This is a genomic window from Flavobacterium piscis (genome assembly GCF_031457575.1).
Lineage (GTDB): Bacteria > Bacteroidota > Bacteroidia > Flavobacteriales > Flavobacteriaceae > Flavobacterium > Flavobacterium piscis_A.
The window spans coordinates 65726-81103 of the sequence record NZ_JAVDWQ010000009.1 but is presented as its reverse complement, the minus strand read 5'-3'; the positions used below and the strand labels follow the sequence as shown (position 1 = coordinate 81103).

Genomic DNA, 15378 nt, shown 5'->3' with positions numbered 1-15378 from the left:
CAGTATTATGAAAAAAATTGGACTTATTGGTGGTATAAGCTGGGTTTCGACCTCCGATTATTACAAACTTATAAATCTTGGGATAAATGAGAAACTTGGAGGTTTGAACTTCTCTGAATGTTTGGTTTATTCATTTAATTATGCAGATATTAAAAAAAACAATGATGCCAACGATTGGGATTCTACTTTTAAAATGCTTTTAAAAGGATGTGAATTTTTAAAATCGGGCGGGGCAGAAGCTATTGTTTTATGTGCCAATACGATGCATCTAATCGCAGACAAACTTCAAAAAGAAATCGACCTGCCTATTATTCATATTGCAGCTGTAACGGCTGTTGAAATTCAGAAAAAAGAAATCAGAAAAGTTGGTTTGTTGGGAACAAAATTCACGATGGAACTAGATTTTTTTAAAGATAAATTGGCTGATAAAGGAATTGAAACAATTATCCCAATTAGCGAAAATGATAAAGATTTTATTCATTACACCATTTTTGAAGAATTAGGAAGAAATCTTGTAACGGATGAAACCAAAAAGCGTTATTTAGAAATCGCAAATGAATTGATTAAAAATGGCGCCGAAGGAATTGTTTTAGGATGCACCGAAATTCCGTTAGTGATAAAGGCAGATGATTTATCGGTTCCTGTTTTTGATACGACTTTAATTCATGCAAATTCCGCGATTGATTTTCAGTTGTCATTCTGAGAAAATTCCCCCGAATTAAAGAATTACTTAAATTCCTTTAATTCGAGGTTTATTCTGTGGATAAAAACTATTTTTCAGGAGTTTCTTTTATTTTAGGAAGAACTTTCTTTTTATAGATCGGAATAAAATATGAGACGGTATAATTGAATCCTACACCGAAACTTCCGTTATACGTTCGGTTGAAACCCGGGATGTAAAGATTATCAAAGCCGTCCGGTTTTTTGTTTGCTACTAAAACTTTTAGTTGAACGCCAAAACCAACAAACACATTATTAAAAACTTGTGCTTTTAGTCCTAAAGCAACTTCTCCCCATGCTGCGGTTAAACCAGTATATTTTTCACCCTCTGTGATGGTAGGTTTTTCTCCCCAATACGGATTTGAATTGTAAATTTTATAACTATTTAATTCCTGACTAAAAGTACTAAAACCACCACGAAGCCCTATTGTAATCAGGTTTTCCATGTCAAGCCAGTTTTCATAGGTATTATAATCAAAACCAGCTTTTATATATGTCCCTGTTGCGGTCGAATTTAATCGGTCATCATCAGTAGTTTTATCCTCAATACCCAATTCGGCAGCCAGATAATATTTTTTTGTCAGTCGAAAATCACCTGTAAATTCTACACCTTTATAATCTTTATCATAAAAACCACGGGTTAATTTATACAAATCTACACCAACACGTAAACCGTAGCGATTAGTTTTTACAGGAATGCTATCGGTTGTTATCGCTTGAACAGTTTTTTCTGATGTAACTTTTAGTTTTTCGGAACTAATTTTTTTCGTTACTGTATCTGTTTGTATTTCCTGTGCCTGGACCAAAAACATCGAACACAATAAACAAATACTAAAAATATACTTTGACATGTGTTTCATTTTCAAATTCAATGTTAGGATTTTGTACTTGAATCTCTTCCATCCAGAATCCATCACTACCGGGGTCTGTCTTCTCAAATGGAGTTTGGATATCTAATTTATATATTGTTTTAAAACCACAGGCTCTGGAAACATAGACATTTTGTCTGGTATAATTGAATTTTATCTGATCAGTATTGGTAAGGGCGGGATTAGTGCTTCCTGAGTTTAATATAAAGCTGAAAGTTACGGTATCTTCATCCGTTTTTAAAGGAATAGCAATAGAATCACTACTGGTTAAATATTTATTCTCATCTATGCCATTTTTATTAAAAACTACCCCATCCGTCTGACCTTCGCCAATGACTTTCAATCTGGTTACACTTTTCCTGACAGATGGAGTCTTGAACTCATAAAAAGTAATAATCAACCGTGGAGTAGTTGGTGTATTGCCATCGCAAATGTCATCTTTTTCACAACTTGATAAACCAAATGCAAAGAGTAATAAAAAATACAGTATTTTTTTCATTTATAATTTGTGTTATCGAAGTTCTAAAAGTACAACATTTTCGACATGATGCGTTTGTGGAAACATATCAACAGGGCGAACACGTGTAACTTTATATTTTTCATCCATTAAAGCTAGATCGCGAGCCTGCGTAGCCGAGTTACAACTAACATAAACCACTTTTTCAGGAGCAATTTTTAAAATCTGCTCGATAACGTCTTTATGCATTCCGTCTCTCGGAGGATCTGTAATAATAACATCAGGTTTTCCGTGCTGCTCAATAAAAGTTTCATTAAAAACGACTTTCATATCTCCAACAAAAAACTCACAATTGGTAATATTATTGCGTTCTGCATTGGCTTTCGCATCTAAAATTGCTTCGGGAACACTTTCTACACCAATTACTTTTTTGGCTTTTTTAGAAACGAACTGGGCAATAGTCCCAGTTCCTGTGTATAAATCATAAACAGTTTCGTGACCTGAAAGACCCGCAAAATCACGGGTTATTTTGTATAATTCGTAAGCCTGATCTGAGTTGGTCTGGTAAAAAGATTTGGCGTTAATGCTAAATTTTAAACCTTCCATTTCTTCCAATATGTAATCTCTTCCTTTGTATAACTTTATATTTTGATCATAAATAGTATCGTTTTGTTTTGAATTTACTACATATTGCAACGAAGTAATTTGTGGAAATTTTTCGTATAGATGATCCAAAAGCAATTCGCGATTGGCTTTATCATTTTCGAAAAACTGAATCAAAACCATAATCTCTCCGGTAGAAGCCGTACGAATCATAAAAGTTCTTAATAAGCCGGAATGTTCTCTTGGATTAAAGAAAGTTAAGTTATGCTCGTTTGCAAAATCCCTAATTTCGTTTCGAATGGCATTTGAAGGATCTTCCTGTAAATGACATTTGGTAATGTCAAGAATTTTATCCCACATTTTAGGAATATGAAAGCCTAGCGCATTGCGATTTCCTAAATCTTCGGTACTGTCAATTTCTTTTTCTGTTAACCAACGGCTGTTTGAAAAAGAAAATTCCATTTTATTTCTGTAAAAAAACTGCTTTTCAGACCCCAGAATATCCTCGAATTCAGGAAGTTCAATTTTTCCAATTCTCTGTAAATGATTTTTAACTTCGTTCTGTTTGTAATACAACTGCTGGCTGTATTTCATATTTTGCCATTTGCAGCCTCCGCAAACACCAAAATGCTGACAAATTGGATCAATTCGGTGTTCTGATAATTCATGAAATTTAACTGCTTTTCCCTCGTAATATGCTTTACGTTTTTTAAATGTCTGTACATCAACTACGTCTCCCGGAACTACATTCGGGATAAAGATTACTTTTCCGTCTGGCGCTTTGGCTACTGATACGCCTTTAGCTCCGGCATCAAGAACCTGTATTTGATGAAAGACAACCTTGTCTGTATTTTTTCTTCCCATAGCGCAAAAATAAGGGTTTGTAAACTTTTATAAATTTAATTTTGAAAATATTTTATCAAATTCTTTAATTTATTGATTTGATTGCCTTTATAAGTTAACTTTGTTTTATACGGAATCCCTAAAAATCTGCATTTAACCTGGAATTGTTATGTCTTATGAAGTTGTACCACACACTATCAAAGATTAGTTTTTTGAAAAAAAGCTATGCTTTTAAATTTTTATTTGTTGCTTTTATTGGGGTTCATATTCCTTTAATCGGGATTTTGTTTTTTGTCCTGTATGCTAAAAATACTATTTCATCTGATTCGATTTTAATTTTTGCTTTGATTATGACTTTGGCTGCCACTTTGCTAACATTGGTGGTGTTAAATAAATTGATGCAACCGATCTTGCTAGCTTCAAAATCCCTAAATGAATATCGCAGGGACAGAATCCTGTCAAAACTTCCTACTGAATATATTGATGAAGCCGGTTTATTAATGCGTAATATTCAGGAATCTATTTATGAGACTGAAAATTTCATTAATGAAAAACAGGATTTGGTTTACATGCTTTCTCATGATTTGAAAAATTTTGCAGGGAATCCTAAAGGGCTGGCCCAATTAATTATCGATGAGAATCCACCGGAACCAGTTAAAGATCTTGCCGGGTTAATTTGCCAGTCAACTGATTTACAATTTAGATATATAGATAACTTTATTAAACTGCTTAAAGAGCAAGATGATATTTTGAATATCAATCAGGAGACTAAAACGATTTTATTATCAGCAATTTTGCCTTTTATTACAGAGCAGGTTAAACAGCGTTTAATAGATAAAAATATAAAACTGGATTTGGATGTTGCGGTATCAGAAGTCAAGCTTAGGATAGATGAAGGCTTATTGGTTCAGGTAATAGTAAATTTAGTTAGTAATGCCATAAAATTCTCTTACTTTGATAGTGTAATTCAAATCAGGGTTTTTAATGAAAACACCAATTTGGTAATTACTGTTTCGGATAATGGAATGGGTTTCAATCAAAATCAAATTGATGAAATTTTCAGGAAATTCACTAAGATGAGCAAATTAGGAACGGCTAACGAAACATCTACAGGAATTGGCTTGTATTTGTGTAAAAAAATTGTAGAAAAAAGTGGCGGAAAATTGACCGCAAGAAGTGAAGGGAAAAATAAAGGAGCAGAGTTTAAAATTGTTTTTGAAATGTGATTTTATTGCCAGTTATTGATTTGTAATTTCTTTATTTTTTCAATGACAGATTTATCATATTTGGTTTTACCATCGCCTGTTACTGTTTAACAAATGTAAAGGGTTTAATATAAGAAAAGTGTAGTTTTTTTGGGTTAAAAAACTAAAAATTCATTTCTTTTTAATGATTTCATAATTGACAATCGTAAAGAAATAAAAACACAAATCAGCTGAAATTTTCCCAAGAATAATTCCAAAAAAGTAATTACCACACAGTATCGGCATCCAATACATACAAAACGGACGAATAAATAAAAAATCTAAAAAAGCAGGATAACCAAATTCTAAAACTAGGTTTTTTAGAAGTTTGAAAATTTCTGAATAAGAAGTTCTTTTGTTTAAGAGTTTATTCTGCTTTGATAATTTTTTATAGGAGGAAAATAAAATAACGCTGTAAAAAGCCAGATATTCTGCAAACGTAATTAAATAAGCTGTGGTTAATCCGCTGTAGATTTTACTAAAATAAGAGGTAGAAAGTGCAGCACTTGTACTCGCTAACTCAGCATATTTATACCGATTGAACCATTCTTTAAAATTTGATTTTGTAAACATTTTTATAAGGTTCTGAGGTTTTAAGTCGTAAAGGTACTAAGATGGAAGTGTTTAAATAGCTTTAAACGATGCTTAGTTAAAAGCTTAGTGACTCAGAAACTTAGAACCTCAGAATCTCAAGAATTACCATAGCTGATGTACGGAAGGTTTGATATATTCTTCGTAAATTTTATTCATAGCCAAAATTTTCTCCTGACTTAATTTTGGTAAATCATAAACGGATAAATTCGAATGCACATGACTTTCTTTTGAAGCACCGGGAATAATACAACTGATATCTTCAAAACTTAAAATCCATTGCAGGGCGTATGGAGCCAGATTTGAAGCTTCTGGAAATAATGATTTCAATTCCTCAACAGCTTTAAGTCCTAACTCGTAATCAATTCCAGAAAAAGTTTCACCCTTATCGAATGCATCTCCGTTACGATTAAAATTGCGGTGATCATCTGCCTCAAAGGTAGTTTTTGAATCAAACTTGCCTGTCAGGAGGCCACTTGCTAAAGGAACTCGGGCAATAATTCCGACATCTTTCTTTCTGGCTTCAGAGAAAAATAATTGAGAAGGACGCTGGCGAAACAAATTAAAAATAATCTGAACAGTCGATACATTAGAATATTCAATTGCTTTCAGCGCTTCTTCGACTTTTTCAACACTTACACCCAAATTCAAAATTTTGCCCTGATCTTTTAATCGGTCAAACATTTCAAACATCTCTGGTCGGTAAAAAACTTCAGTAGGAGGACAGTGCAACTGAATTAGATCTAAAGTTTCTAATCTCATTCTTTTTAAACTGTCTTCAATATATTTTTGAAGTACTTTTGGCTGATAGCCTTCACTAACATGCGGATTTATATGCCGGCCGCATTTTGTAGCCACATAAATACGTTCTGATCGTGAACGAACTACACGTCCAACAGCAGTTTCACTTAAACCATTCTCATAAACATCGGCAGTGTCAATAAAATTCACACCATTATCAATGGCAGTATTTAAAAGTTCGTCTGCCATTGTATCATTAAAAGCAGATCCCCATTTTCCTCCAACCTGCCAGGTGCCAAGTGAGATTTCAGATATATTAAAATTGGTTTTGCCTAGTTTACGGTAGTCCATTTTTTTGTTTTTAAGTTACAAAGGTTTAGAGATTCAAAGGTTCAAAGGTTCAGAGGTTCAGAGGTTCAGAGGTTTCCTGTAGAGGCGCACAGCAGTGCGTCTTTTTTGAGGGTTTTAAGGTTTTTTGTGCTTCAGTTTTATAAAACTTTGTACTCTCTACCTTTGTAGCTTTGCGCCTTTTTTAGTCAAATAAATCAGAAGAAAGATAACGATCTCCGCGATCGCAAATAACAGCTACGATAATGCCAGATTCTAATTGTTCGGCTATTTTTAAAGCAACGGCAACAGATCCTCCACTGCTCATTCCGGCAAAAACGCCTTCTTCTAGCGCTAATCTTTTAGTCATTTGTCTTGCTTCTTCTTCGCTTATATCAATTACAGTATCTACTTTTGAAGCATCAAAAATTTTCGGTAAATATTCCTTCGGCCATTTACGGATTCCCGGAATTTGCGATCCGTCGCTTGGTTGTGCGCCTATGATTTGTATAGCCGGATTTTTTTCTTTCAAATAAGTCGAAGTTCCTATAATGGTTCCTGTTGTTCCCATTGCCGAAACGAAATGCGTTACGGTTCCTTCAGTATCATTCCAGATTTCCGGACCAGTGGTTTTGTAGTGTGCTTTCCAGTTGTCATCATTTGCAAACTGATTTAACATGATGTAACCGCCTTCTGCCACTTTTTTGTCGGCATAGTCACGTGAACCAATAATTCCTTCACTGGCAGGTGTTAAAATCACTGTAGCGCCATAAGCACGCATCGTTTGTGTTCGTTCTTTGGTAGAATCTTCCGGTAACACCAATTCTATTTCTATTTGAAACAATTGTGCAATCATCGCCAAAGCAATTCCGGTATTGCCACTTGTTGCTTCAATTAATTTATCTCCTTTTTGAATGTCGCCTCTTTCCAGTGCTGATGCAATCATGTTATATGCCGCTCTGTCCTTTACGCTTCCACCGGGATTATTTCCTTCGAGTTTCAGTAAAAGTTTTACGTTTTTATTTTTAACCAAATTGACAGTTTCCATCAATGGAGTATTCCCAATTAGGTTTAGCAATTTCTGTGGCCTCATTTTTTATTTTATTTCTTTAATTTTCACTTCAGTTGTTGTCGTATTCATAACAATAGAACCAGCAGGAATAGATTTGGTTACCCATGCATTTCCACCTATAATACTATTTTTACCAATAATAGTTCCGCCCCCCAAAATAGTGGCATTTGCATAGATGCAAACATTTTTCTCTACCGTAGGATGACGTTTTGCGTTTTTCATTTCTTTGCTCACACTTAAAGCTCCTAATGTAACTCCTTGATAGATTTTGACATGTTTTTCGATTACAGTAGTCTCTCCAATAACAATTCCGGTAGCGTGATCAATAAAAAAAGGAGAAGCAATTGTAGCACCTGCATGAATATCTGTTCCGGTAATTCTATGTGCATATTCACTCATTAATCTGGAGAACAGTAATAAATCAAGAAGATATAATTCATGGCTTAATCTGTAAATGGCAATAGCGTAAAAACCGGGATATCCCAAATAGACTTCATCAATACTGTTTGATGCAGGATCATTTTCTAAGATATATTTTGCGTCCTGATTTAGCTTTTCTAAAACGCCGGGCAATTTTTCCAGAAAGCGATCCCAAATAGATTCGCATAAATTTTCCGGTTTTTTGCAAGCTAAAACAGCAATTTCTTTAAAGCGTATTTCGAGTTCATCGATGCTTTCATTTAACGGAGCATTCGAATCAAAAAGGGTATAAAAAAGCTTCTCGGTAAAATCTTCAGTTTTAGTCTTGATTCCGTAATTTATATTTAAATGGCTTTTTAAAGCTTTTATGTTTTGTATGATAAGATCTTTTGACACAATTATAAAAATTGAATGAATAAATTTTGAAAGGCTAAAAGTAAGGTGTTTTTTGTAAATACAGGTACTAATTACTTAAAGAAATTTTGTTTTGAGAATTGTATTTGTGATAAATAAAAGAATTTTACTGCTCAATAATTTATATGATTCTTAAGAAGTTAAATGCGTAAATTAGCCAGTAAAATATCTTAAAAATGAAAAACAATTCGACTTTTAAAAGCTCTGTTTCTAACCTGTCTTTTCCTGTAAAAGAAAAAGTTTCAGGAAAATCTATTCACAATCCCATTTTAGGGCTTATAATTCAAGATCATCCTTCTTTTTGTGATACCGATTTTATTGCTGTAAAAGAATTAAATGTATACCGTCAAAAATACATTTCGAATTATTTATCTACAGAAATTGGTGCGCTTTCTGATCTTGAAAAAAGCGTTATTGAATCTTTAAAAGAAGATAAATCTATTGTTAGTATTGTTGAAGATGAAGAAGAGGCGAGAAGTTTTGGTCAAAAAATAGCCGATAAAGTGGCTGATTTTGGCGGAAGCTGGACTTTTATTATTTCGTTTTTGTTTTTTATTGTAATCTGGATTGCCTCAAATGTTTATATTTTGGTGAATAAAGGTTTCGACCCGTATCCGTTTATTTTGTTGAATTTGATTTTATCCTGTATCGCAGCGTTGCAGGCACCGGTAATTATGATGAGCCAAAATCGTCAGGAAGAAAAAGACAGAACCCGTGCCAAAAAAGATTATATGATTAACCTGAAATCAGAATTAGAAATCAGAATGATCCATGATAAAATTGATCATTTGATTATGCACCAGCAACAAGAATTAATCGAAATTCAGAAAGTGCAAATCGAAATGATGAACGATATTCTGGATCAGATTAAGAAATAATTTTGGTTATAGAAAATCAAAAATAAAAGTGTTTGAAGTAATATCCGCCCACCATAAATAATCCATTTATGGCAGCCGAAACCCACAGCATTTTTTGATAATTTTTTGATTTGTTCAGAAGATATAAAACTCCAAACCCGAAAAATAAAAGAGTAGAATAGAGTGCAGGATACATCTTAAAAGCGGTAAAAAAATCGCCTTGAAAAAGTAAGAATAAAGCGCGTTGAAAACCACAGCCCAGACACTCAATCCCGAACAGTGTTTTAAATAAACAAGGCAGCATGTATTCTTCCATATTCATAGGAATTGTTTTTTACAATTTTACGAAAAATTACTGAATAACATTTCAAGAGGTGAGAACTATTATTTTAAAGTTTCATACTTTTGAATTCTTATACTTAAAAAAATGAAAGCATTTAAAATTATAATAATGATTCTTGCCATTTCGGTTGCGTTATATGAGCAGGTTTCAGCAGAGAAAAATATCTACATTATGATAATTGCGATTGCAGTTTTCATGTATGGAATGATGCAGTTGAGTGCAAAAACACCAAGTAAAAATCAAGAAAAAGAAGAACAGGATGTTGACTAAAGGAGATAAGGTTTCTGTTTTGGATGAAGCCATAAACGGTGTAGTAGTTTCAGTGAAAGATAAAGAAGTTTTAATCGAAACTGAAGACGGATTCATGATGACATTTCTTGTCAATGAGTTGCTTAAAATTCATGATTCCAGTAATTTAATGAATTCTATTAAAAGAATTAATATAGATGAAATTTCAAAAGAGAAAACAGAACCAAAACCAAGGAGTTTTGTAAAAGAAAAGAAAGACAAGCGCGAAATCGCAGCTCCGGAATTTGATTTACACATCGAAAAACTGGTCCCGAACAAAAGAGGAATGTCAAATTATGATATCCTGACTTTGCAAACTGATACGGCAAAAAGACACATTGAATTTGCGATTCGAAACCGCATTCCGAAAATTGTTTTTATTCACGGAGTTGGAGAAGGAATTCTAAAAGCCGAACTTGATTTTTTATTAGGACGCTACGAAGGAATAGATTTTCAGGATGCCAATTATCAGAAATATGGCCTGGGTGCAACTGAAGTTTATTTTAGGCAAAACAATAAATAAGTATTAATTCGTTTCTTTAAACCCAATAAAAGTTAAGCATAAAAAAGCAACTGTTTTTTTACTGTTTTTAATTTAGAAAAAGTAAAAAAACAGTTGCTTTTTTTGTAAGAATTATTTTTTAATTGTAAGCTGTTATGGAGATGTAATTAGTTCCCAGGATTTGAAATTATTTCCAAGTAAAAAGCTAACATTTCCTTTAACAAGTTTTACGTTTTTAAATGTAATAATGTGTTTAAAACTTCCTGCAAGAGTTGAAGTTTCAACTTGTATTGTGCCACTTTCAGCAATCCATGTTTCTCTGACAGTTGGAGTAGTTGGAGTTGGGGTTACGCAAAAATAATTGTTGGTAATAGTACCATTACTATACACTTTAAAAGTGACTTTATTAGTAGTAGGAGTTATGTTTTGAATTATTGGCGCACCTGCAGGAGTTGGTGTATTAGCGATTAAAGCCGGGTCAGGATTATCTATTGTAAATGATTCCGATCCATTAGTATTATACACTTGTTTTGATTCGCTGCATTGCAAAGCAGATTCGTCAAAAACCAAGGATAAGGTTTCGGTATCTTCTAGTGCTGTTGTAAAGTCTCCAAAAGTAAATGAAGGCCCTATTTGTTCACCTGAGGGTTTAGAATAGGTTACATTTTTTAATTGAATGTTGTGTGTATAACCAGATATTCTGGTACTGTTATCTGTTGTGTTTGAAGTATAGTTTGCGTTTGTTGAAATAAGAATTGTTCCTCCTGTAGCAAACCATTCGTTATTTACATTAGGACTTACAGGTCTGATGGCATCACAAATATTGGCTGAGGTAACAGTGCCGTCGTAAGCCCTGTAAACTAATTTAAATAAACTGTTATCAATATTAAATTCTTCCGGAATCCCATTTTCAGTTATTTCATTTTTAAGTACGTCATCAGGTATTTGCAACAACAAACTTTCCTGATTTTTTAACTTATAAATTAGTTTATAATTCTCCGTGCCTGTACAGCTTACAGCGGTTGCATCGTCAAAATTAAATGTTTCAATTGTTAGATCTCCATCATCGCAACCGTTAAGCAACAGTGCAAATAATAACAGGCATGTATATTTTTTCATCATTTTTATATTTGCCTCAAAAATAGTGAAAAATTTGGCAAATGTTATTTAAGAATAGACAATTGATATTTCATAACTTTGCCATAATGAAAAAAGTATATCTCGATAACGCCTCTACAACCGCCATTCGTCCTGAAGTTATTCAGGAAATGACCAGAATTATGACAGAAGATTTTGGTAATCCATCTTCTACACACAGTTTTGGACGAAATGCTAAAACTATTCTGGAACTTTCAAGAAAAAGTATTGCCAAACATTTAAATTGTTCTGCACAGGAGATTATTTTCACTTCCGGTGGAACGGAAGCTAATAATTGGATACTTCGTTCTGCTATTAAAGATTTAAAGATTGAACGCATTATTACCACAAAAATTGAGCATCATGCCGTTTTGCACACTGTTTTAGTTTTACAATCTGAGCTTAATATTCAGGTTGAGTATGTTAAAATAAATCAGGATGGCAGTGTTGATTTGACTCATTTATCCAATTTATTGTCAGATGAGATAAAGACAATAGTCAGTTTAATGCATGTAAATAATGAAACAGGTACTGTTTTAGATTTGGATAGGGTAAGTACTATTTGTAAACAATATGGTGTTTTATTTCATTCAGATACCGTGCAGTCAGTTGGGAAAACGGAGATTGATTTACAAAAGACCTCTGTTGATTTTATTGTCGCAAGTGCACATAAATTTCATGGTCCCAAAGGAGTTGGTTTTGCTTTTGTTAGAAAAAATTCAGGTTTACAACCGTTGATTTTTGGAGGCGAACAGGAAAAAGGCCTTCGTGCAGGTACTGAAGCAGTTCATCAGATAGCCGGAATGACAAAAGCTTTATCCATTTCTTATGAAAATTTAGAAGAAGAAAGAAGCTATATAACCGGTTTGAAAAGGTATCTTATTGACCAGCTTGAGATTTATTTTCCGGGATTCAGAATTAATGGTAAAACGGAAGATTTTTACAATATAATCAATGTAATCCTGCCTTTTTCGCCAGATAAAACAGCAATGCTATTGTTTAGTCTGGATATGAAAGGAATTGCCGTTTCCAGAGGAAGCGCCTGTCAATCCGGAAGTATCAAACCTTCACATGTTTTGAAAGAAATGCTTTCGGAGACTGATATAAAATTACCAAATCTCCGAATTTCCTTTAGTCATTATAACACAAAAGAGGATATTGACTGGTTGATTGAGAGTTTAAAAGTTGTTTAGTTTCCAAGTAACAGTTTTTAGGGCAATTATAGCCGCACTCTGATGTCTGAAATTATTTCCGAATCACTTTTACCTGCGAATCATTTGTCAGTTTTATAATTGTTGAGGGTTTCCCGGCAACTTTGTCCTGATTTAGTTTTACCACATAATCAACACCTTTAATGATTTCAGGATTGATGTCTTTAAAGGCGATCGGAGTTGGCTGGCCGGAGATATTAGCCGAAGTAGAAACTAATGGCTTCTTCATACGTTCTAATAATTTAAAGCAAAAAGGCTCTTTTACTAAACGGATTCCCAAAGAATTATCAGCAGCAATAATGTTAGGTGCTACATTTCGGGGCTGATCTAAAATTAATGTCGTTGGTTTTTCAGATAAATCTAAAATTTGCCAGGCGACTTCAGGGATATTTTTAAAGACATTATACATCATTTTCTCCCCATTCATCAACACAATCATACTTTGTGTTTCGGCACGCTGTTTAAGTTTGTATATTTTAGCAACTGCTTCAGGATTTGTAGCATCACAACCAATTCCCCAAACGGTATCTGTTGGGTAAAGAATGATTCCGCCTTCCTTAATTACTTCGTATGCGTTGATTATTTCTTCGTTCATGATATTCTAGTATAAAATTTAAATTTGTGTTTCTATTTTGTATGATTAAAAGCATTTTTAATCTTTGAAAGCACAAGTTTTACTTTTCTTTTTTTTAGGTTTAAGTATTTGATCATTTTAATTTTGCTGTCCCAGTTGCTCTGAAAAATTACGCCCAGATACACTTTTTTTAATTTTTCGACATTATAAAATTTTTTTTCTATTGCAAATTGGCTTTTAAAATGGTAAACTTTAAAAAAACCTTCTATTGGATAAATCGGGATAAGATTTGTCTTTAAAAGATATTCGCCATAAATTACAGTTTCTGATGGTGGGGTTTCCATATCTATTTCATTCATAAAATCTTCAAAAGACATTTTTTTTGAAGCCAGGAATGTTTCATTAAAATCTTTCCAGACTAAGCACGACCATAAATAAGGAGATGGTCCGTAATCCCAAAATTTAGTATGATTGTTACCTATTAATTTCCGTGTTACAGTTAATGCATTTTTAAAAAAAAACGGTATCTGAATTTAATTTTATGTTATTAATCATTTCTAAAAAAGATTTAGCTTCATGAATTATCGTATAAGGAACATCAGCACTAAACAAAAAATCAGTTTTTCTAAAAGAGGTTATAAATTCACTATCAGAATCAATGCAAAAATAGTTTTTGGAAATATTTAATCTGTAAAATTTACTCTTTATAATCTGTTGATACCTCCAGGCATCTGTTATACTGCAATTATAAATATCAGAATCTTTAAGAAGGTTTAGGCTTGGATCATCGTTATTATTTACAAAGTAATCATAATCAGCGTCGTTTATGGCAACATAAACCGGAATCCTGTCAACATTAAATTTGTTTATGGAACTTATTAATTTTTTATATGCTGGATAATCCTGTTTGTATGTTTTTATTAAAATAACTATATCTGTCATATTGTTCTTAAAAGGATCGTTTGAAATGTCAAAAATAGTTTATTTTTGGAGTTTAAAATATTTACTTCAAATGAAAATTTTGTATTTCTACCCTGAAAATCCCTTGTCTTTTAATCAGGGAAACAATTCAAGGGCATTATCATTGCTTCACTATTTCAAAAGCCGTAGTATTCATATTGATCTTGTTGGAGAAAAATCTGATGAATTTGGCTATGATTTAATTGATGAATTGATGACTCAAAATTTAATTAAACAGGGATTTTTACTCGAAAAATTTAATAAGAATAAAAATAGGATTAAGTATTATTTTACTTATTCTTTTCCCAGACAGTTAAATAATAAGCTTAAAGATTTTGACCGGACAAAATTTGGATACAAAGAACAATTTTCAAAAATAGTCAGTGACAATCAATACGATATTATCATTATTTCATACGTCTATTGGTCTCCACTTTTGAATCAGGTTACTAAAAATCCAAAAACAAAATGGATTGTTGATACGCATGATTTTTTGACGTCGCAATTTCAGGATAACAAAAAGTTTGTTTTGGACAGGTATTTTAAAACTGAAATCAAATTGATGAAAAAATTTGATAGTGTCTGGGTGATTTCGAATGAAGAGAAATATCTTTTTTCTCAATTTATTAAAAGTCCCATAAGTTTGATCACGCACAGTTTGCCTGATAATACTGAGTCTTCTTCGAAAGCAGAAAAAACCATAGATGTAGTATATGTAGCAAGCGAAAACTTTCACAATGTAAAATCGGCAGAGTGGTTTTTTAAAGAAGTTTACCCTAAACTAGCGGAGAATATAAAAATAACGGTGGTAGGAAAAATCAATAAACACATTCCTAAATTTAAAAATGTAGAGAGTTTATTTTTTGTAAAAGATTTAGATGATGTGTATAAAAAAACTAAAATCACCATTTGTCCAATGTTGTCAGGAACAGGCTTAAAAGTGAAGGTAGTAGAGTCATTATCGCACGGAATTCCGGTAGTTTGCACAGAAAAAGGTGTTTATGGTTTATTAAACAAAACAAATAATGGCTGTTTGTCAACAAATAATCCTTTGCTTTTTGCTAATTATATTAATAAACTTTTAGCCGATCAGGATTTCTATATCAAAAATCAATCTGAAGGCAAAAAATTTTTTAACGATAATTTTGATATTCAGCAAACCTATAAAGTGTTAGATAACATATTTTTAGGTAGACAAATTTAAA

General features: G+C 32.7%; 19 protein-coding genes. 7 read left to right on the top strand and 12 right to left on the bottom strand.

Annotated features, from left to right (window positions below; translation table 11 throughout):
- Positions 1–7 precede the first annotated feature (7 nt).
- A complete protein-coding gene (locus J2W48_RS13865) occupies positions 8–703 on the top strand; it encodes an aspartate/glutamate racemase family protein (RefSeq protein ID WP_310282233.1) in 696 nt (231 codons plus the stop codon).
- A 67-nt stretch (positions 704–770) separates the two neighbouring features.
- Here the strand turns inward: J2W48_RS13865 and J2W48_RS13860 are convergent, their stop codons facing one another.
- The 3 genes from J2W48_RS13860 to rlmD are packed head-to-tail and all read right to left on the bottom strand — an operon-like array spanning position 771 to position 3513.
- Entirely contained in the window at positions 771–1580 is an 810-nt protein-coding gene (locus J2W48_RS13860; protein ID WP_310282232.1) for a DUF6048 family protein, read from the bottom strand.
- A complete protein-coding gene (locus J2W48_RS13855; protein ID WP_310282231.1) occupies positions 1552–2088 on the bottom strand; it encodes a DUF6452 family protein in 537 nt (178 codons plus the stop codon). Before J2W48_RS13855 ends, J2W48_RS13860 begins: the two co-directional genes overlap by 29 nt.
- Before the next feature lie 12 nt (positions 2089–2100).
- Entirely contained in the window at positions 2101–3513 is a 1413-nt protein-coding gene (gene rlmD / locus J2W48_RS13850; RefSeq protein ID WP_310282230.1) for a 23S rRNA (uracil(1939)-C(5))-methyltransferase RlmD, read from the bottom strand.
- A gap of 191 nt (positions 3514–3704) precedes the next feature.
- Here rlmD and J2W48_RS13845 point away from each other — a divergent pair, with 191 nt between their 5' ends.
- Complete coding sequence (locus tag J2W48_RS13845) at positions 3705–4718, top strand: sensor histidine kinase (RefSeq protein WP_310282229.1); 1014 nt, start codon at positions 3705–3707, stop codon at positions 4716–4718.
- A 150-nt stretch (positions 4719–4868) separates the two neighbouring features.
- Here J2W48_RS13845 and J2W48_RS13840 read toward each other — a convergent pair whose 3' ends face one another.
- The 4 genes from J2W48_RS13840 to J2W48_RS13825 all read right to left on the bottom strand — a co-directional run bounded on the left by J2W48_RS13840 (position 4869) and on the right by J2W48_RS13825 (position 8283).
- Positions 4869–5309, bottom strand: a complete 441-nt coding sequence (locus J2W48_RS13840; RefSeq protein WP_310282228.1) for a hypothetical protein — start codon at positions 5307–5309, stop codon at positions 4869–4871.
- 123 nt (positions 5310–5432) lie between these two features.
- Positions 5433–6419, bottom strand: coding sequence for an aldo/keto reductase (locus J2W48_RS13835; protein WP_310282226.1), 987 nt, complete (start codon positions 6417–6419; stop codon positions 5433–5435).
- Positions 6420–6600: 181 nt separating this feature from the next.
- Complete coding sequence (gene cysM / locus J2W48_RS13830) at positions 6601–7488, bottom strand: cysteine synthase CysM (RefSeq protein WP_310282225.1); 888 nt, start codon at positions 7486–7488, stop codon at positions 6601–6603.
- A gap of 3 nt (positions 7489–7491) precedes the next feature.
- A complete protein-coding gene (locus tag J2W48_RS13825; protein WP_310282224.1) occupies positions 7492–8283 on the bottom strand; it encodes a serine O-acetyltransferase in 792 nt (263 codons plus the stop codon).
- 194 nt (positions 8284–8477) lie between these two features.
- Between J2W48_RS13825 and J2W48_RS13820 the strand changes: the two genes are divergently transcribed.
- Positions 8478–9179, top strand: coding sequence for a DUF1003 domain-containing protein (locus J2W48_RS13820; protein ID WP_310282223.1), 702 nt, complete (start codon positions 8478–8480; stop codon positions 9177–9179).
- A gap of 16 nt (positions 9180–9195) precedes the next feature.
- Here J2W48_RS13820 and J2W48_RS13815 read toward each other — a convergent pair whose 3' ends face one another.
- The gene (locus tag J2W48_RS13815) at positions 9196–9480 is read right to left on the bottom strand and encodes a DUF2752 domain-containing protein (protein WP_310282222.1); all 285 of its coding nucleotides are present in this window, start codon (positions 9478–9480) and stop codon (positions 9196–9198) included.
- Positions 9481–9585: 105 nt separating this feature from the next.
- On the opposite strand from J2W48_RS13815, the gene J2W48_RS13810 reads away from it, so the two are divergent.
- Complete coding sequence (locus tag J2W48_RS13810; protein ID WP_310282221.1) at positions 9586–9771, top strand: hypothetical protein; 186 nt, start codon at positions 9586–9588, stop codon at positions 9769–9771.
- Complete coding sequence (locus tag J2W48_RS13805; protein WP_310282220.1) at positions 9761–10312, top strand: Smr/MutS family protein; 552 nt, start codon at positions 9761–9763, stop codon at positions 10310–10312. Before J2W48_RS13810 ends, J2W48_RS13805 begins: the two co-directional genes overlap by 11 nt.
- A gap of 132 nt (positions 10313–10444) precedes the next feature.
- Here J2W48_RS13805 and J2W48_RS13800 read toward each other — a convergent pair whose 3' ends face one another.
- Entirely contained in the window at positions 10445–11410 is a 966-nt protein-coding gene (locus J2W48_RS13800; RefSeq protein WP_310282219.1) for a hypothetical protein, read from the bottom strand.
- An 86-nt stretch (positions 11411–11496) separates the two neighbouring features.
- Between J2W48_RS13800 and J2W48_RS13795 the strand changes: the two genes are divergently transcribed.
- Positions 11497–12621: a cysteine desulfurase family protein gene (locus tag J2W48_RS13795; RefSeq protein WP_310282218.1), complete on the top strand. Its 1125-nt coding sequence runs from the start codon at positions 11497–11499 to the stop codon at positions 12619–12621.
- Positions 12622–12673: 52 nt separating this feature from the next.
- Here J2W48_RS13795 and J2W48_RS13790 read toward each other — a convergent pair whose 3' ends face one another.
- The 3 genes from J2W48_RS13790 to J2W48_RS13780 form a co-directional block, all read right to left on the bottom strand.
- Entirely contained in the window at positions 12674–13234 is a 561-nt protein-coding gene (locus J2W48_RS13790) for an L-threonylcarbamoyladenylate synthase (RefSeq protein ID WP_310282217.1), read from the bottom strand.
- A 32-nt stretch (positions 13235–13266) separates the two neighbouring features.
- Entirely contained in the window at positions 13267–13590 is a 324-nt protein-coding gene (locus J2W48_RS13785) for a hypothetical protein (RefSeq protein ID WP_310282216.1), read from the bottom strand.
- Positions 13591–13723: 133 nt separating this feature from the next.
- A complete protein-coding gene (locus J2W48_RS13780; RefSeq protein WP_310282215.1) occupies positions 13724–14155 on the bottom strand; it encodes a hypothetical protein in 432 nt (143 codons plus the stop codon).
- Positions 14156–14180: 25 nt separating this feature from the next.
- Here J2W48_RS13780 and J2W48_RS13775 point away from each other — a divergent pair, with 25 nt between their 5' ends.
- Positions 14181–15377, top strand: a complete 1197-nt coding sequence (locus tag J2W48_RS13775) for a glycosyltransferase (RefSeq protein ID WP_310282214.1) — start codon at positions 14181–14183, stop codon at positions 15375–15377.
- Position 15378: the final 1 nt, after the last annotated feature.